The organism is Enterobacter cloacae complex sp. 382A5 (genome assembly GCF_050031095.1).
Taxonomy (GTDB): Bacteria; Pseudomonadota; Gammaproteobacteria; order Enterobacterales; family Enterobacteriaceae; genus Enterobacter; species Enterobacter cloacae.
This window is the reverse complement of record NZ_JBLGVK010000001.1, coordinates 2,402,247-2,420,338: the sequence shown is the minus strand read 5'-3', so window position 1 is coordinate 2,420,338 and position 18,092 is coordinate 2,402,247. Positions and strand designations below refer to the sequence as shown.

General features: G+C 55.8%; 16 protein-coding genes and 1 pseudogene. 14 read left to right on the top strand and 3 right to left on the bottom strand.

Annotation, left to right across the window (positions count from 1 at the left end; translation table 11 throughout):
* Nucleotides 1–159 precede the first annotated feature (159 nt).
* Nucleotides 160–1,221 carry a YncE family protein gene (locus tag ACQG2G_RS11440; RefSeq protein WP_020689165.1) on the top strand — a complete coding sequence of 354 codons (1,062 nt, stop codon included), beginning with the start codon at nucleotides 160–162 and terminating at the stop codon, nucleotides 1,219–1,221.
* A gap of 93 nt (nucleotides 1,222–1,314) precedes the next feature.
* Here ACQG2G_RS11440 and ansP read toward each other — a convergent pair whose 3' ends face one another.
* Entirely contained in the window at nucleotides 1,315–2,811 is a 1,497-nt protein-coding gene (gene ansP, locus ACQG2G_RS11435) for an L-asparagine permease (RefSeq protein ID WP_020684770.1), read from the bottom strand.
* A 382-nt stretch (nucleotides 2,812–3,193) separates the two neighbouring features.
* Between ansP and ACQG2G_RS11430 the strand changes: the two genes are divergently transcribed.
* The 11 genes and pseudogenes from ACQG2G_RS11430 to ACQG2G_RS11380 all read left to right on the top strand — a co-directional run bounded on the left by ACQG2G_RS11430 (nucleotide 3,194) and on the right by ACQG2G_RS11380 (nucleotide 13,463).
* The gene (locus ACQG2G_RS11430) at nucleotides 3,194–3,733 is read left to right on the top strand and encodes an AAA family ATPase (protein ID WP_040022663.1); all 540 of its coding nucleotides are present in this window, start codon (nucleotides 3,194–3,196) and stop codon (nucleotides 3,731–3,733) included.
* Nucleotides 3,734–3,843: 110 nt separating this feature from the next.
* A complete protein-coding gene (locus ACQG2G_RS11425) occupies nucleotides 3,844–4,863 on the top strand; it encodes an LLM class flavin-dependent oxidoreductase (RefSeq protein ID WP_061771419.1) in 1,020 nt (339 codons plus the stop codon).
* Nucleotides 4,842–5,963, top strand: a complete 1,122-nt coding sequence (locus ACQG2G_RS11420; RefSeq protein ID WP_038981844.1) for an amidohydrolase — start codon at nucleotides 4,842–4,844, stop codon at nucleotides 5,961–5,963. The genes ACQG2G_RS11425 and ACQG2G_RS11420 overlap by 22 nt, the downstream gene beginning before the upstream one ends.
* 16 nt (nucleotides 5,964–5,979) lie before the next feature.
* Nucleotides 5,980–8,242: pseudogene (locus ACQG2G_RS11415) on the top strand (NtaA/DmoA family FMN-dependent monooxygenase).
* Between the two features lie 9 nt (nucleotides 8,243–8,251).
* Nucleotides 8,252–8,761, top strand: a complete 510-nt coding sequence (locus tag ACQG2G_RS11410; protein WP_013096497.1) for a GNAT family N-acetyltransferase — start codon at nucleotides 8,252–8,254, stop codon at nucleotides 8,759–8,761.
* Between the two features lie 9 nt (nucleotides 8,762–8,770).
* The gene (locus tag ACQG2G_RS11405) at nucleotides 8,771–9,703 is read left to right on the top strand and encodes an amino acid ABC transporter permease (RefSeq protein WP_038981855.1); all 933 of its coding nucleotides are present in this window, start codon (nucleotides 8,771–8,773) and stop codon (nucleotides 9,701–9,703) included.
* Nucleotides 9,687–10,460 carry an amino acid ABC transporter ATP-binding protein gene (locus ACQG2G_RS11400; protein ID WP_061771422.1) on the top strand — a complete coding sequence of 258 codons (774 nt, stop codon included), beginning with the start codon at nucleotides 9,687–9,689 and terminating at the stop codon, nucleotides 10,458–10,460. The genes ACQG2G_RS11405 and ACQG2G_RS11400 overlap by 17 nt, the downstream gene beginning before the upstream one ends.
* A gap of 9 nt (nucleotides 10,461–10,469) precedes the next feature.
* Nucleotides 10,470–11,357: an ABC transporter substrate-binding protein gene (locus ACQG2G_RS11395; protein WP_048972823.1), complete on the top strand. Its 888-nt coding sequence runs from the start codon at nucleotides 10,470–10,472 to the stop codon at nucleotides 11,355–11,357.
* Between the two features lie 41 nt (nucleotides 11,358–11,398).
* Nucleotides 11,399–12,016, top strand: a complete 618-nt coding sequence (locus tag ACQG2G_RS11390; RefSeq protein ID WP_013096501.1) for a glutathione S-transferase family protein — start codon at nucleotides 11,399–11,401, stop codon at nucleotides 12,014–12,016.
* 37 nt (nucleotides 12,017–12,053) lie between these two features.
* On the top strand, nucleotides 12,054–12,284 hold the full coding sequence (gene pptA / locus ACQG2G_RS11385; protein WP_013096502.1) for a tautomerase PptA: 231 nt from the start codon (nucleotides 12,054–12,056) through the stop codon (nucleotides 12,282–12,284).
* A gap of 177 nt (nucleotides 12,285–12,461) precedes the next feature.
* Nucleotides 12,462–13,463: a Kdo(2)-lipid IV(A) acyltransferase gene (locus ACQG2G_RS11380; protein WP_061771423.1), complete on the top strand. Its 1,002-nt coding sequence runs from the start codon at nucleotides 12,462–12,464 to the stop codon at nucleotides 13,461–13,463.
* A 37-nt stretch (nucleotides 13,464–13,500) separates the two neighbouring features.
* Here the strand turns inward: ACQG2G_RS11380 and ACQG2G_RS11375 are convergent, their stop codons facing one another.
* On the bottom strand, nucleotides 13,501–15,186 hold the full coding sequence (locus tag ACQG2G_RS11375; RefSeq protein WP_061771424.1) for an NAD-dependent malic enzyme: 1,686 nt from the start codon (nucleotides 15,184–15,186) through the stop codon (nucleotides 13,501–13,503).
* Nucleotides 15,187–15,563: 377 nt separating this feature from the next.
* Here ACQG2G_RS11375 and ACQG2G_RS11370 point away from each other — a divergent pair, with 377 nt between their 5' ends.
* Entirely contained in the window at nucleotides 15,564–16,892 is a 1,329-nt protein-coding gene (locus ACQG2G_RS11370; protein WP_048972818.1) for a 2-hydroxycarboxylate transporter family protein, read from the top strand.
* Between the two features lie 121 nt (nucleotides 16,893–17,013).
* Nucleotides 17,014–17,646, top strand: a complete 633-nt coding sequence (locus tag ACQG2G_RS11365; RefSeq protein ID WP_061771425.1) for a DNA-binding protein — start codon at nucleotides 17,014–17,016, stop codon at nucleotides 17,644–17,646.
* A 31-nt stretch (nucleotides 17,647–17,677) separates the two neighbouring features.
* Here ACQG2G_RS11365 and ACQG2G_RS11360 read toward each other — a convergent pair whose 3' ends face one another.
* Nucleotides 17,678–17,977: an ArsR/SmtB family transcription factor gene (locus ACQG2G_RS11360; RefSeq protein WP_020684783.1), complete on the bottom strand. Its 300-nt coding sequence runs from the start codon at nucleotides 17,975–17,977 to the stop codon at nucleotides 17,678–17,680.
* Nucleotides 17,978–18,092: the final 115 nt, after the last annotated feature.

The window sequence follows — 18,092 nt, the reverse complement described above, 5'->3', positions numbered from 1 at the left end:
AACCGCACATTGCGTTAAGGAAAGGCGAAACGGAAAAGAAAAACTCCACATTTTGCTGATTAATGATTACTATTCTCATTAACAAAACGGCAATGCCATGACGTTGCCGACCGGAAGTGATGTCAGCAGTACACCCCCTCTTGTGAAAAAGGAATTGTTATGTCTTTACGTCATCTGTGCTCGCCGCGTCTGCGTCGTTCTCTGTTGTGTAGCGCTTTACTGCTTGCCGGTACCTTCCAGGTGCATGCTGGCGAAGAGATGTTGCGCAAAGCGGTAGGCAAAGGCGCGTATGAAATGGCCGTGAGCCAGCAGGAGAATGCGCTGTGGGTTGCGACATCACAAAGCCGTAAAATGGATAAAGGCGGAATTGTGTATCGCCTCGATCCGGTCACACTGGACGTGACGCAGGTTATTCATAACGATCTTAAACCGTTTGGCGCGACCCTGGATTCGGCCTCCCAGACGCTGTGGTTGGGTAACACCATCAACGGCGCCGTAACCGCCATTGATGCCAAAACGGGCGAGGTGAAAGGGCGCCTGGTTCTGGACGACCGCAAACGCAGTGACACGGTCAAACCGCTGCAGCCACGTCAGCTGGTGGCGGATGATGCCACCCACACCGTGTACATCACCGGGGTCGGTAAAGAGAGCGTGATCTGGGTGGTGGATGGCACAACGCTGAAGCTGAAGGATACCATCGCCAATACCGGTACTTACGGCACCGGCCTCGCGCTGGATGCGCAGGCGAAACGCCTCTATACCACTAACGCCGACGGCGAACTGGTGACAATTGATACCGCCAGCAACAAAATCATCAGCCGCAAAAAGGTGCAGGATGATGGTAAAGAGCACTTCTATCTGAACCTGAGTCTGGATACGGCCGGGCAGCGTGCCTTCCTGACCGATTCAAAACAGCCGGAAGTGCTGGTGGTGAGCCTGAAAGATGGCAGCGTGATTGAGAAGATCGCGACGCCAGAGTCGCTGGCGGTGCTCTTTAACCCGACGCGCAACGAAGCGTACGTGACGCATCGTGAAGCCGGAAAGGTGAGCGTGATTGACACCAAAACCTACAAAGTGACGAAAACCTTCGACACGCCGGTCTATCCAAACAGTCTGGCGCTCTCTGCCGATGGCAAAACGCTGTACGTGACGGTGAAACAGAAATCCACCCGTCAGCAGGAAGCGACCCAGCCTGATGATGTGGTACGTATCGCGCTCTAATGCGGACTTTGCCCGGTGGCGCTGCGCTTACCGGGCCTACAAAATCCTGAAATGTAGGCCGGGTAAGGCGAAGCCGCCACCCGGCTTTTTTTATTAACGCGAGGTCTCTTCCACCAGCGGGCCGTCGTGTTTTTCATCGTCATGATGAACCGGCGCGGTGCTGTGGATTTCATGCACGCGCTTACGCACGCCAAACCAGCCGGCAATCAGCAGAACGGCCAGCAGCGGAATGGTGGCGATGGTATAGGTGCCGTTCGGGTAGTCGAACGCCATCAGTACCAGCACGCTGAACAGGAACAGCAGGGTGAGCCATGAGGTCACCGGAGCACCCGGCATCTTGAAGCTCACGTCAGCCGCTTTGCCCTCTTTAATGGCTTTGCGCAGACGCATCTGGCAGACCACGATAAAGGCCCAGGAGGCGATAATCCCCAGCGCAGCCACGTTCAGCACGATCTCGAACACGCGGGACGGCACCAGGTAGTTCAGGAACACGCCAAACACGTAGACCACCAGCGTCGCCAGGATACCGGCATATGGCACCTGCTGCTTGCTCATCTTCGACATAAACTTCGGCGCAGAGCCGCCCATCGACATGGAGCGCAGAATACGGCCGGTAGAATAGAGGCCAGAGTTCAGGCTGGAGAGCGCCGCGGTCAGCACCACGATGTTCATGATACTGCCCACGTATGGCACGCCGAGTTTAGAGAAGAAGGTCACAAACGGGCTCTGACCCGCCTGGTAGGCGTTCCATGGCAGCAGCAGAACCAGCAGCACCACAGAACCCACATAGAACAGACCGATACGCCAGATCACGCTGTTAATGGCTTTTGGCACCATGGTCTGCGGGTCTTTACATTCGCCCGCCGCCGTACCCACCAGCTCGATAGAGGCAAAGGCGAACACCACGCCCTGCACCAGAACCAGCGCCGGCAGCAGACCGTGCGGGAAGAAGCCGCCGTTATCGGTTATCAGATGGAAGCCGGTTGCATTGCCGTCCAGCGGCTTACCGCTGCCAAGGAAGACGGTACCCACGACCAGGAAAATCACAATCGCCAGCACTTTTACCAGTGCAAACCAGAACTCCATCTCGGCGAACCACTTCACGCCGATCATGTTCATGGTGCCGACAATCGCCAGGGCGCCAAGCGCAAAGACCCACTGCGGGATATCGCCAAACGCGCCCCAGTAGTGCATATACAGCGCAACGGCAGTGATATCGACGATACCGGTCATCGCCCAGTTAACGAAGTACATCCAGCCAGCGACGTAGGCGGCTTTTTCACCGAGAAATTCGCGGGCGTAAGAGACAAAGCTGCCGCTGGAAGGGCGATGCAGTACCAGTTCGCCCAGCGCGCGAAGAATGAAGAAGGAGAAGATCCCGCACACCAGATAGACGAGGGCGAGAGCCGGGCCAGCCATCTGCAGACGTGCACCAGCACCTAAAAACAGACCTGTACCGATAGCGCCGCCGATGGCGATCATTTGAACCTGACGGTTGCCCATCGCTTTGTGGTAGCCCTCTTCATGGGAGTTTAACCAGCGACGTTTAGCAGCATGATGATCGGCTGCGCTTTTATTGCTTGTTTTCATTGAGTTACCTGTTTGCCTGTCTGAACCATTATCGTGATAGTCCTGCCTGGCAGAGAGCATACAAACGATTGCTTCTGCGCAAACACATGTCGCCTTCCCAGTCATTCTGCGTATGGATAAGGCGAAACATGGCGAGGCATCCTACCTGCAATTGATAAGCGACGCAAAATATAACCGTGCCGAAAGTGATGCACGTCGAAGGAAATCGTGTGGTCAGAGCAGACGGGGATCACAACGCGCTGAATCGTGGTGAGTTTTTAGACAAAAGATTCGCGGATTGATGATTTAAACATCAGTGGCGCTTATCAGTTGCTCAGTGGAACTAGCGGAAGGTAAACGCTATGATCGGTTTGGTTTTTATTCTGCCAGAACGAGGCTAACGGTGAAAATTAATGTAATCGGCACCAGCGGAAGTGGAAAAACCACGCTGGCAAGACGGATCGCTGATGAGCTGGCTATTCCTTATATTGAAATGGACAGGCTTTACTGGCGCCCGAACTGGCAGGGCACAGCAGATGATGCTTTTCTGGAAAAACTGGAGCATGCATTAAGCGCTTCTCAAAACTGGGTGCTCGATGGCAACTATAACCGCACGCGCCCCGTTAAATGGCGCAATGTGGATCTGGTCGTCTGGGTGGACTATGGATTTGTCCGTACGCTGTATCAGGCCGTTATCCGGGCGAGCAAACGGGCCTGGCATCAACACGAACTCTGGCCGGGAACGGGCAATAAAGAGAGTTTCCGGCGCGCCTTCCTCAGCAGAGAGTCCATTATCATCTGGACGATTAAAACCTGGCGCAACAACCGCAGGCGTTATCAGGTCGATATGCAAAACCCGGACTACGCACACATACGCTTTATCCGTATTACCCGCCGCGCTCAGGCGGAAACGCTGATTTCCTCACTAAAGTCTTATTCTTAACAGGGTTTTATATATCTGATTTCCGGCAAACCAAATGTAAATTAATTGTTTCTCAGCGGTGAAATACGCCTTTATTAATAACGACATGTTAAGTCAAACGAGAACGCAACATGTCCTGGCGAATCAGCATTCTGGATAAAAGCCCCATCGCTGAAAATGAAACAGCCGCCGATGCGCTGGCGCGAACCCTGGCGCTGGCGCAACAGGCGGAAACTCTCGGTTATCACCGTTTCTGGATTGCCGAACACCACAACACCCCGCAGCTGGCCAGCCCCTCGCCGGAGTTATTGATTGCCTGGATCCTCGGGCAGACTACGCGTATCCGGGTGGGATCGGGCGGTGTCATGCTGCAACACTACAGCCCGTATAAAGTTGCAGAAAATTTCAATCTCCTGGCTGCCCTGGCTCCCGGACGCGTGGATCTGGGCGTTGGAAAAGCGCCTGGCGGTCTGCCGCTCTCTACTCGCGCGTTGCAACTCGGTCTGAATCAGCAGGAAAAGGGCAGTTTTGCCGAACAGCTGGCGCAGCTCGATAGCTGGATCCGTCCTGAAAATCAGTCGGCGGAGGAGGCGGTTCGCGCCACGCCGCTGCCGCCGGTTCCGGCGCAAGGATTCCTGCTGGGGGCGAGTGTCGAAAGTGCTCTGCTGGCCGCAAAGCTCAACTGGAATTTTGTCTTTGCCGCTCACCTGAATGGCGATCCCGACCTGCTGCGCGAGGTCATCACCACCTGGCGGGAACACAGCGCCCGGGAGGTGATTGTGGCGGTTCAGGTCATTGTGGCGGACTCTCAGGCCCAGGCACACTCGCTGGCACAAAAGGTTGAAGTCTGGGGCGTGGAGCTGGCAAACGGCCAGCGCGTTACGGTGGCCAGCGAAGAGCAAGCCTATGCGTTTGCGCGTCAGGCAGGCAGCGAGCCGCTGCGTATAGCGCGTCGCGCGCAGTCGCTGGTGGCCGGGACCGCTGAGTCGGTACTGGCACAACTGGACGCTCTGCATCACCAGTGGGGGATTGACGAATTCATTATCGACACACCGGTTGCGGACGGCGCCGCGCGCGTGCAGTCCCTGCGTCTGCTGGCGCAGGCGCGACTTAACAGGGAGGTCAACGTATGCGTTTTGGCGAACAACTGATTGCCTGGCGTCGTGAGCTACACCAGCACCCGGAGCTGTCGGGCCAGGAGGTGGAAACAACCGCCCGTTTGCACCAGTGGCTGACCCATGCCGGTATTACGCCGCTACCTTATGACTTGCCTACCGGGCTGGTGGCGGAGATCGGCACCGGCAACAAACTGATTGCCCTGCGGGCGGACATTGATGCCTTACCGATCGAAGAGCGCAGCGGGGTGGCGTTTAGCTCGCAGCGTGCGGGAGTCATGCACGCCTGCGGTCACGACATCCACACCAGCGTGATCCTCGGTGCGGCATTAAAACTAAAAGAACGTGAAGCGTTGCTCAACGGTCGCGTGCGGATCCTGTTCCAGCCTGCCGAAGAGAATTTTGGCGGTGCGAAGAGCATGGTGCGGGCCGGGGCGTTACGTGACGTCAGCGCCATCTTCGGTATGCACAACGAGCCGGGGTTGCCGGTGGGTGAGTTTGCCACCCGCGGCGGGCCGTTCTATGCCAACGTCGATCGGTTTGTGATCCGCATTACCGGCAAAGGTGCTCATGCCGCACGGCCTCATGAAGGCAACGACGCGATTGTGCTGGCAAGCCAGCTTGTTACCGCGTTGCAGAGCGTCGCCAGTCGCAACGTGAATACGCTGGACTCCGTTGTGCTGAGCGTAACGCGCATTGCGGGCGGCAATACCTGGAACGTCCTGCCGGAAAGCGTTGAGCTGGAAGGGACGCTGCGCACGCATCGCACGGAAGTTCAGCAGAACGTCAAAGCGCGCGTCGGTGAAATCGCTGCCGGATTCGCCAGCGCCTTCAGTGCCCGGATTGATATCACCTGGTATGCCGGACCGACTGCGCTGGTCAATGACGAGCATTGGGCGGCGTTTGCCACGTCGGTCGCCCGGGAAGCGGGGTATGAAACGCAGCATGCCGAGTTGCATATGGGCGGAGAGGATTTTGCAGTCTATCTGCAGCAGATCCCCGGCGCGTTTGTCAGCATTGGCAGCAATAGCCCGTATGGTTTACATCACCCGGCCTTTAATCCGGACGAAGCATTAATTGAGCCGGCTGCCCGTTATTTTGCACAGCTTGCGGAAAAAGCCCTGCAACACGTTTAATTCAGAAGAGGTGAATATGTCTGCAACCCGACAATTGCGGCTGGGGACCATTTTGCACGGTGCTTCCGGGAATATGTCCGCCTGGCGCCATCCTGCGGCGGTGGCCGATGCCAGTATTAATTTTGATTTCGTCAAAGCGACGGCGTTAAAAGCAGAGGAGGGCAAGCTCGACTTTTTATTCGTAGCGGATGGCCTCTACATTAATGAGAAGTCGATCCCGCATTTTTTAAATCGCTTTGAGCCGTTAACGGTGCTCTCCGCGCTGGCGAGCATTACCTCGCGTCTGGGGCTGGTGGGCACGTTATCCACCTCCTACAGCGAACCTTTTACCGTGGCGCGCCAGTTTGCCAGCCTGGATCATCTCAGCAACGGCCGTGCGGGCTGGAACGTCGTCACCTCGCCGCTGGAAGGGTCGGCCAGGAACTTCTCGCGTGAAAAACACCCCGAGCACGCGCTGCGCTACCGCATTGCGGATGAGTATCTCGATGTGGTGAAAGGGCTGTGGGACTCGTGGGAAGGCGGTGCCTTTGTGCGCAACAAAGAGAGTGGTCAGTTTTTTGACCCCGCCAAACTGCATACCCTGGATCACCGGGGTGATTTCTTCCAGGTCGCCGGGCCGCTCAATATTGGTCGCACGCCGCAGGGACGTCCGATTGTGTTCCAGGCGGGCGCATCGGACGACGGTAAAAAGCTGGCTGCGAAGCATGCCGATGCGATCTTCACCCACCATGAAACTCTCGAAGAAGCACAAGCGTTCTACCGCGATGTGAAGCAGCAGCTGGAAAACAACGGTCGTCGTGCCTCTGATTTGCACATCTTCCAGGGCGTGAGCGTGATTGTCGGAAAAGATGCCGAAGATGTGGAAAACCAGTACCAGACCACCGCGGCGCTGGTGTCGGTTAAGGATGCCCTCAATTATCTCGGACGCTATTTCGAACATCACGATTTCAGTCAGTATCCGCTCGACGAGCCGTTCCCGGACCTTGGCGATCTGGGGAAAAACAGCTTCCGCAGCACCACGGATGAGATAAAGCGTAATGCCCGCGAACGTCAGCTGACGCTGCGTCAGGTCGCGCTGGAAGTGGCCTCACCACGCCCCCGTTTTTCCGGCACGCCGGAGCAGGTGGCGGACGGCCTGCAGGCGTGGTTCGACGGCTATGCAGCCGACGGCTTCATCATCCAGGGCGGGACACCCGATACCTTCCCGCGCTTTGTTGACCAGGTGGTGCCGGTGCTACAGGCCCGCGGCCTGTTTCGCACTGACTACCCCGGGACCACGCTGCGCGACAGCCTGGGCCTGGACGAACCCAAAAATCAGTTCACACAACAATAAAAGAGAACCCGCTATGCATAAACCATCGCTTATTCTGGCGCTCGCGCTGGCCTTTACCCCTGCCGTCTGGGCAGAGAATGTGAACATTAACGGCACCGGCGTGAGTATTGAGGCCAACAAAACGCCGATCAATACCGCCAAAAACGACGATGCCATCGCGCAGTTGCCGAAAGATTATCGCTTTGCCGTGCCGGGGAAATTTACCGTCGCGGTGGCGGGCCTCAATCAACCGCCGCTGACGGTTTTCTCGGATGACAACAAAACGCTTCTGGGAAGCGAAGTTGACGTGGCCCGTCTGGTGGCGGACAGCCTGGGGCTGGAGCTGAACGTGGTGCCAACCTCCTGGGAGGACTGGCCGCTGGGGGTGGCCTCCGGGAAATACGATGCGGCGATCAGCAACATCACCGTGACTAAAGCGCGTAAGGAGAAGTTTGATTTCGCCACCTACCGTAAGGATTCGCTCGGTTTCTATGTGAAATCAACCAGTCCAATCACATCCCTGCAGAAGGCGGAGGACATTGCCGGGCTGCGGATTATTGTCGGCTCAGGCACTAACCAGGAGGCCATCCTGCTGGCATGGAACGCCGAAAACCTTAAGAAGGGACTGAAACCGTTTACCCCGGTCTACACCAAAGATGATGCGGCACAAACGCTGGCGCTCCAGTCCGGGCGTGCGGATGCGTATTTTGGCCCAAACGTGATTGGCGCGTGGAAAGCGGCGCTGACCGGTAAAACCAAACTGGTGGGAAGCGTTGACGGCGGCTGGCCGAAGGCGGCGCATATCGCGGTGACGCTGAAAAAAGGCAGCGGCCTGGTGGAACCGGTGCAGACCGCGCTTAATGGCGTGATCAAAAACGGCGATTACGACAAAGTGCTGAACCGCTGGGGAGAAGGGGTGGAACGCATCCCGCAGTCGGAAGTCAACCCGGCTGGTCTGGGTGATTAAGGAGGCGTTATGAGCGAACAATTTCGTGACGTTTCGCCGGAAGATGCCGATCTTCAGCCCATCATCAATGGGCTGTTCGGTGAATACGCTGCCCGCTACGGTGACTATTTTTCGAAAGATGCTGAGGTCGAGCTCACCGAGTGGTATCTGGCGCCGCAGGGGCTGTTTATCGTCCTGGAGCGTGACGGGAAGATTATTGCCACCGGGGCGTACAAACCCTTCGACGAACGCACCGCAGAAATCAAACGCATCTGGACGGACAAAAGCCTGCGTCAGCAGGGGCTTGCGGGGCGCGTGGTGCAGGAGCTGGAGCGCCGGGCGGTGCTGGCAGGCTACAGCCAGATCTACCTGACCACCGGATTTCGCCAGCCGGAAGCGGTACGGCTCTATCTTAGCCAGGGTTACCAGCCGCAGTTCGATCTTAACCGCGATCCGGAAGAGTACAGCCAGCCCCCGTTTGATGGTCGGTTGCGTTTCACCAAAACGCTGGTTCGTGAAGCGTTAAGTAAAACCGCATGAGGTACGATGATGAGCAACGTTGAAACCATAAAAGTGGTCCCGGCGCGTTATCCGCTACGGGCCGTCGGTGCCGTGGTGGCGCTGTTTGTCCTGGCGGTCGTTGTCCAGTCCGTCGCCTTTAACCCGCGCTGGGAGTGGTCTGTGTTTGCCCGCTGGTTCTTAGACCCGGTGATCCTTGAAGGCGTCGGCCAGACATTACTGCTGACGCTGATTGGCACCGCGCTGAGCGTGATTTTGGGCGGTATGCTGGCGCTGGCGAGACTCTCGTCATCCTGGCTGCTGAGCAGCCTGGCCTGGGGCTATATCTGGCTGTTTCGCTCGCTGCCCCTGATTGTAGTGCTGATCATCCTTTATAACTTTTCCTATCTCTACGACACGCTCTCGCTCGGGGTGCCGTTCACCGGCATGACCTGGGGCAGCTTTGAAACCATCAATGTGCTGGGGCAATTCTCTACCGCCGTTGTCGGGCTAACGCTGGTGCAGAGCGCCTATACCGCGGAGATCATTCGCGGGGGCTTCCTCGGCGTGGATCATGGTCAGTATGAAGCGGCCGCTGCGCTGGGGCTACCGGCCTGGCGTCGTACGGTGCGGATCATTCTGCCGCAGGCACTGCGCACCATACTGCCGTCCGGGTTTAACGAAATCATCAGTCTCGCGAAGGGGACGGCGATGGTTTACGTGCTGGCCATGCCGGAGCTGTTCTACACCATCCAGATGATTTACAACCGCACGCAGGAGGTGATCCCGCTGCTGATGGTGGGGGCTGCCTGGTACCTGGTGATTACCACCGTGTTGTCCGCTATCCAGTATGGTGTTGAGCGGGGACTGGCCCGCAGCGAACGTCGCTCGGCGGTGAATCAGAACCGTACCCTCAGCCGTACCCGTTCCCGTTCCGTCACCACCACGCCCGCACAGGAGCCCGTCCATGCAAGCCTCTCATGAAGGACATATTTCCATTACCGGCATCAGTAAATTCTTTGGTCGCCATAAAGCGCTCGATAACGTGTCGCTTGAGATCCCACCGGGATCCGTCACGGTGATCCTCGGACCGTCCGGCTCCGGTAAATCGACCCTGCTGCGTACCATCAACCACCTTGAGCGCGTCGACGAAGGGTTTATTCAGATTGACGGGGATTACATCGGCTATCGCCGTCGGGGTGACAAACTCTACGAGTTAAAAGAGAAAGAGATCCTCAAACAGCGCGTCAATGTGGGTTATGTGTTCCAGAACTTTAATCTCTTCCCGCATCTCACGGTGCTGGAAAACCTGATTGAAGCGCCTGTCGCCCATAAAAAACTGAGCAAAAAAGAGGCCGTTGAGCAGGCGTATAGCCTGCTGGATGTGGTGGGGCTGCGTGATAAAGCGGATGCCTGGTCGCGCCATCTCTCCGGCGGACAGCAGCAGCGCATCGCCATTGCCCGCGCGCTGGCGCTGCGTCCGCGAGTCATGCTGTTTGATGAACCCACCTCGGCGCTAGACCCGGAGCTGGTTGGCGAAGTGCTGGATGTCATCAAGAAACTCGCCCGTTCCGGCACCACGCTGGTGGTGGTCACCCATGAGATCGGTTTCGCCAGAGAAGTAGCGGATCAGGTGGTGTTTATGGTCGACGGTAAAATTGTGGAGCAGGGCAGCACCGATGAGGTGCTGAACCGGCCATCGCACGCGCGAACGCGTCAGTTCCTTTCACGAGTCCTGTAAGGAGTACCCATGAAATATGGACTTCTGGCAGGGCTGGCCTTTACCGCCGCCAGCCATGCCAGTATTGATTTAAAAGCCAACGAGCAGCCGCTGCCGGTGACGGTGGATCAGCAGGCGGTGGCGAAGATCCCCGCTCATTACAAATTTGTCGAGCCGGGAACCCTCACGGTGGCCATTTCTGCGCTTAACTCACCGCCGCTGGCCCTGCTTGCCAGCGACAACCGTACGCGTATCGGCAGCGATCCGGATATCGCCCGGCTGTTGGCAGGCAGCCTGGGGCTAAAACTGAAGCTCGTTCCCACCGCCTGGGAAGACTGGCCGCTGGGGATCACTTCCGGGCGCTATGACGTGGCGCTGGTGAACATTGCGGTGACCGAACAGCGCAAAGAGAAGTTTGATTTTGCAACCTATCGCGTCGATTCGCTGGCGTTTACGGTGAAATCCACCAGTCCGGTGCGGTCGATTAACGGTCCTGAAGATCTTGCGGGTAAAAAGGTTATTGTCGGATCCGGCACCAATCAGGAGCGCATCCTGTTAGGCTGGAACGAGGAGAATAAAAAGGCCGGGCGTGAGCCCGCGCTGCCGGTGTACCTGACGGATGATGCCTCGGGCAATCTTTATATTCAGTCCGGGCGGGCGGATGTGTTCTTTGGGCCACAGTCGGTCGCGGCGTATAAAGCCGCGCTGACCGGTAAAACGCGCGTTGTCGGGCTGGGCCCGAAAAAAGCGTATGTCGCCACGACCACCAAAAAAGGCAATCAACTGGTCTACGCCCTGCAGGCCGCGCTGGACGGCGCGATCACGCGCGGGGAGTATCAGAAGGTGCTGGCGCGCTGGGGAGAGCAGGGCGAAGCGGTGACACACTCGGAGGTTAACCCGCCTGGGATCACGTATTAATTGTGCTCTACACTTAGGATTTTCACTCCTGAGAGGGCAACATGATCAAACTTTATGGTGCACCCGGCTGGGGCTCGGCAATCAGCGAAGTGATGCTGACTCTGGCAGACATCCCTTATGAGTTTATTAATGTGGACGGGTTTGATGCGCCCGGTCCGCAGCGCGAATTGCTGCAAAGACTCAATCCATTGTGCCAGGTGCCGACACTGGCGCTGGAAAATGGCGCGATCATGACCGAAACAGCCGCCATCGCCCTGATGGTGCTCGACAGGTGTCCCGATCTGGCGCCGCCCGTCGGACAGGCAGAACGTCAGCAGTTTCAGCGCTTGCTTATCTGGTTTGTCGCGAACGTCTATCCCACCTTTACCTATGCCGATTATCCCGAACGCTGGGTACCTGACGCACCGGAACAGTTGAAGAAAAATTGTATCGAATACCGTAAATCCCTCTATTTATGGTTCGATAGCCAGCTCAAAGCGGCCCCGTTTGCGCTGGGGGAACAGCTTACGTTACTCGACGTCTATATTGCGGTCGCACGTACCTGGGGGCCACGGCATGCGTGGTTTGCCGAGAATACGCCAAAGATAACGGCCATTGCAGACGCCGTGTGTCAGCTTCCTGAACTGCACAAGGTGTTAAAGGCAAACGGCATTATCTGATAACGTGTAAACCTGATTCATAACAGGAAGCCTGCACATGCCACATGTAGATATCAAATGTTTTCCCCGGGATTTAAACGACGAACAAAAAAACGCGCTGGCGGCTGATATTGCCGAGGTGATAATTCGTCATTTCAACAGTAAAGACAGTTCAGTGTCGGTGGCGTTAAACCAGGTTAATCCTGAAGACTGGAAAGCGCAGGTCTGGGACAGCGAAATTGGCCCGAAGCTGGATTCGTTGATTAAAAAGCCCGGCTATTCGATGTAATTTTATTTGCCGGGCAGCGGCCTCGTTGACCCGGCATTTAAGTTTCTCCCGACATTTCGCAAAAATCGATAATACGATCCTGTGACGTTTCCGTTACACTTTCCCTCTCTAAAACTTTCACGAAATCATCTGGTAAGCACAGCAGTTGCGTTAACTTCAGTACAGGATAATTTTCTCATGACAAAATTACCTCAGTTCTCACTCGCCTTTTTTCATCCTCGTTACTGGCTCAGCTGGACAGGCATTGCAGCGCTCTGGTGCATTGTGCAGCTCCCGTATTCCCTTTTATTAAGAATCGGACACGGGCTTGGTCGTCTGGCCATGCGTTTGCTTCCCCGTCGTGTGGACATCGCTCGCCGCAACCTTGAGCTCTGTTTTCCCGACATGAAGAAGGATGAGCGCGAAAAGCTACTGCAGCGTAATTTTGAATCGGTTGGCATGGGCGTCATCGAAACCGGGATCGCCTGGTTCTGGCCTGACTGGCGGGTGCGTAAATGTTTCAGCGTCAGCGGATATGAACATATGGAAGAGGCGCGGGCCCGTGGAAACGGCGTGGTGCTCATCGGTATGCATTTTCTCACGCTTGAGCTGGGGGCGAGGATCTTTGGCATGCTCAACCCGGGTGTCGGTGTTTATCGCCCTAACAATAATGCGCTGCTGGACTGGCTGCAGACGCGCGGCCGTCTGCGCTCAAATAAAACCATGCTGGATCGCTACGACCTGAAGGGCATGATCCGCGCCCTGAAGCAGAATGACATTCTCTGGTACGCCCCGGATCATGACTACGGTAAAACCAACAGCGTCTTTGTACCGTTCTTTGCGGTTCCTGATGCCGCGACAACCGCCGGAAGTTATATGCTGGTGAAGAGTGCCAGACCGGCGGTGATCCCGTTCGTTCCACGCAGAAAGGCAGACGGCAGCGGTTACGAACTGATTATTCTTGAAGATATCGGCGAAACGCTGCAGGGCGGTGATAAAGCGTCGGTAGCCACGCAAATGAACAGGGCGATTGAGCGCGCGGTGCTGATGGCGCCGGAGCAATATATGTGGTTGCACCGACGCTTCAAAACCCGTCCTGAAGGCCAGCCGGACAGATATGCGCGCAAAAAAAGCGTGGTCACTTCCAACAGTACTGTATCTACAGGCGACATGCCTGAACAGTCAGGCATTCAGCACTAAAGTATGCCCTCACCGTAACGTGAGGGCAGGCTGACGGCTACAGCGCAGCCCTGCGGTACGGTGCATAATCTGCTTGCCACCAGGTATCTTCAATCCGCGCCAGCAATATCTCATCCTCCATGGCTGGCGCAACACCTTGCTCAATGGCCGCTCTGGCGACGGCAAACGCGATATGGCGTGACACCGTTTCTATATGATCCACCGGCGGCAATAATCCACCTTTTTCGGTTGTCACCAGCGGCGACTGCGCGGCCAGGCTGCGGCTTGCCGCCATCAGCATCTCCTCGGTGACCCGGCGAGCATGGCAGGCCAGAATACCCAGCCCCAGCCCGGGGAATACATAGGCGTTATTACACTGGGCAATATCGTACTGCTCGCCCTGCCAGAACACCGGCGCAAACGGGCTGCCGGTGGCGACGAGCGCGGCGCCCTGTGTCCAGGCAATGAGGTCCTGCGGTTGCGCCTCCGCGCGGGATGTGGGGTTAGAAAGCGGCATAATCACCGGACGCGGGCAGTGGCGATGCATCTCTTTCACAATCTCTTCGCTGAAGAGGCCCGGCTGGCCTGAGACCCCAATCATTACCGTCGGATGCGCGTTTTTAACCACGTCCATCAGCGAAATATTGTTCGACTCAACCTGCCAGTCGCGGATCGCCTCGCGCGCCGTGAGCAGGTTTTTCTGGAAGTCGAGGAGGTTGGTCATATCGTCAGTCAGCAGGCCAAAGCGATCGACCATAAAGACCCGACTGCGGGCTTCGGCTTCGGTTAGCCCGTCATCCATCATCAGCGCCACGATTTTTTCGGCGATGCCGCAACCGGCGGATCCGCTCCCCAGGAAGACCACGCGCTGATCGCGAACACGGGTCCCGGCAGCATGGGCGGCAGCAATCAGCGTGCCCGCGGTCACGGCGGCGGTACCCTGGATATCGTCGTTGAAACAGCACAGCTGGTCGCGGTAGCGCTGCAGCAGTCTGGTGGCGTTTTTCTGCGCGAAATCCTCAAACTGCAGCAATACATTGGGCCAGCGCTGCTTCACGGTACTGATAAACATGTCCATAAACTCGGCGTACTGATCGTCGCTGATGCGTGGGTGACGCCAGCCCATATACATGGGATCGTCCAGATGCTGCTGATTATTGGTACCGACATCGAGCATAATCGGCAGGGTAGACGCCGGGTGGATCCCACCACAGGCGGTATATAACGAGAGTTTTCCAATGGGTATTCCCATCCCACCAATTCCCTGATCGCCAAGCCCCAGAATACGCTCTCCGTCGGTCACGACGATGACGCGAATATCATTGCGTGAGAAGCTTTGCAGCATTTCATCAATACGGTGACGATTGGGCCAGGAAATAAACAGCCCACGCGCGCGGCGATAAATAGTCGAGAAGTGTTCGCACGCTTCTCCTACCGTGGGGGTATAGATAATGGGTAACGTCTCTTTCAGGTGCGAACGCAGCAGGTTGTAAAACAGCGTCTCATTCGTATCCTGGATATTACGCAGATAAACGTGGCGGGAAATATCGCTTTTAAAATGACAGAATTGTACCCAAGCGCGTTCGGTTTGTTCCTCGATGGTTTCAACGTTGTGTGGCAACAAACCGTGCAGATTAAAGTTATCGCGTTCTTCTTTAATAAATGCGAGTCCTTTATTTAATAACGGGTTTTCCAGTAATACAGCGCCGCTATAAGGGGTATACAGTACTTCTTTGCGAGACATGAATGACTCCTGAATTTCAATAATCGGATAAGGTTCAGTTGCAGGCGCAGGTTTATTTATGTCTTTGGTTTTGCGCTAATCTAGCGGTTAAGGATCATAGGCGTAGTGATAACGGTCACAGTCTTTCTGGTTTAATTAATTTCAAAACACCGACGCAGCGATTAAAAACTTTAGTTACGAAAAGATGAATTAAGTTATTTAAAAACAAATTCTCGTGCTGTTCACATTTCCGGCGAAATCGCCATGCTAATTTCTCGGTGAACCATTTATATAAATGGCAATTTGAATACGATTAAATATTAAAGCTTTATTAAGTACAGGCCAATTACGATTTATTCCTGTTTATTGATATCCGAACCTACTAATCCGGTGATTATATGAAAGATAATTCTGTAACCACGTCTCCAGTCGCTTCACGTTTTGCTTTTGGGTTGAGCAATGCTGAAGTTGGCGCGGTCCCGTTGATGCTGTTTGTCGGGATCGCGGCCATTGTGGCCACCTCCGCGTGGGCGGAGCTGCTGCCGAAAAACATGATCGGTGGACTCGCGGTGATCATGACGCTCGGTTTCGCCTTTGCCAAAATTGGCCGACAAATCCCGCTGCTGAAAGATATTGGTGGCCCGGCAATATTGTGCCTGATGCTGCCCTCGGTGCTGGTCTATTTTGGCGTATTCGAGAAACACACCCTGGATACGGTTCACCTGTTGATGAAAGAGGCCAATTTGCTCTATTTCGTCATCGCCTGTCTGGTGGTGGGAAGCATTTTGGGGATGAACCGCGTGCTGTTGATTCAGGGGATGATCCGCATGTTCGTTCCGCTGGTGGTGGGTACCCTGATGGCCGTGCTGACCGGCTTACTCGTTGGTTCGCTGTTTGGCTATACGCCGTATCACACCTTCTTCTTCATCATCGTACCGATTATCGGCGGAGGGATTGGCGAGGGGATTTTACCGTTGTCGCTGGCCTATTCGGCGATACTGGGTCAGACACCTGACGTCTACGTGGCGCAACTGGCACCCGCCGCCGTAGTGGGGAATATTTTTGCCATTATTTGTGCGGGTACGCTGGCGCGCCTCGGGGCAAAACGTCCATCGCTTTCAGGCAATGGCATGTTAACCCGCAGCAAAGATGACACAAGCCTGTTTGCCAGCGCGCAGAGCGTACAGCAGACGGATTTCCATCTGATGGGGGGCGGGTTGCTGATGGTGTGTGCGTTTTTCATCGTTGGCGGACTGTTTGAGAAGCTGGTGCATATTCCCGGCCCGGTATTGATGATCCTCATCGCCGTGCTGTGCAAATACTTCAAGGTGATCCCGGCCTCCATGGAGCAGGGCGCGCACAGCTGCTATAAATTTGTCTCCGCTGCGCTGGTCTGGCCGTTGATGATTGGTCTCGGCATGCTGTACGTGCCGCTCGAGAGCGTGGTGTCGGTCTTTTCGGTGGGATACGTGGTGGTGTGCGGTTCGATCGTCATCGCAATGGCGCTGAGCGGCTATTTTATTGCGTCGCGTCTGAATATGTACCCGGTGGAAGCGGCGATTGTCACCTGCTGTCATAGCGGGCTGGGCGGGACAGGAGATGTGGCAATTCTTTCCGCGTCTAACCGCATGTCGCTGATGCCGTTTGCCCAGATTGCGACCCGCATTGGCGGTGCGTCGACGGTGATTTTCGCCACGCTTTTGATGGGCTGGTTAATGGCGCACTGATCCTGGATGTCAGAAGACTGAATCGCAACGACATTTTCAGCACGCCGTTGCGGTTCAGTTCTTTATAAATATCACTGCGCTGGATAGAATTACCGCATTCACAGCGACGGGAAACCGCACGATGACCGGAAGAGTTGATTACCAGATTGAAAAATTTCTCTTTACCGAAGCCGCCGAACCAGAGCGTCTGACGCGCCAGTGGGCGGAGGTACTGGAAGAGTGTCGGGTGCAACAGGCCGGTGCAGAAGAACGCCTGCGTCTGGCGCTGCTGAATGTGGATTACGTCACCAGCTTCGAGCTTCCTTTCCGGTTACTCCTCACCCGCGCCCCGCAGTTAATTGACGGCCTCAGAAAAGAGCTTCAACTCAGCCAAAAAAATGTGCTTTTTAACGGCAAGCGCTTCGGCTGTGTTTATAGCCTGAAAATGAATCTGGACGGGATCCCCGATGAATTTAACTACCACCTGAAAACGCGTATCCAGCGCAGTGATAGCGAAGGGGGGAGCGAAGTGCCGTACCGGCAAATCGCCCAGCAGGTGAAAGCGCCCCGTGAGCGATTAAAGTTAGCGCTGGAAAACGGGCTCGCGGTAACCGCACTCGACGGGCTTTTCTGGTTCGGCATTCAGCGCATCGCGGCCGATGTGCAACGGTTGCGCAAAACGGGGATGAGAATAACCACCTCCGGGACCGAGGTCTTTGATACGCTGACCAGGACCCGACGGCAGATCCCGGTCTATCGTCAGGAAAAAGCGTAGCGTTGCCACGAATATTAACGTAACCGCAGGGCTATTCAGCCCGCAGCAATATCGCCATCAGCCCAGGAAAACGGGCATCCAGATCGTCTCTTCGCAGTGAAATCATATTCTCTCGCCCCTGCGGGCGCTGCCAGATGACCCCGCTGTCGCGCAACACGCGCCAGTGATGGGTCATAGTGGACTTCACCACGTCTTCCGGGCGCAGCGCGTTGCAGCTCAGTTCACTGCCATCGGCCAGCCTGCGGATAATCGATAGCCGGAGCGGGTTGCCGAGAGCAAACAGCACATTTTCCAGCAGTATTTGTTCAGGTTCGGGGTGGTTTGGGATCATCGTTTTCCTGCGTCAACGTTCAGATTGAGCTATATCAACAATAGGTCAACCGTGAAAAAATAGTTCGATAATACTCGTACAATAGGACTATTATAGCAAACGAACACACAGGCGA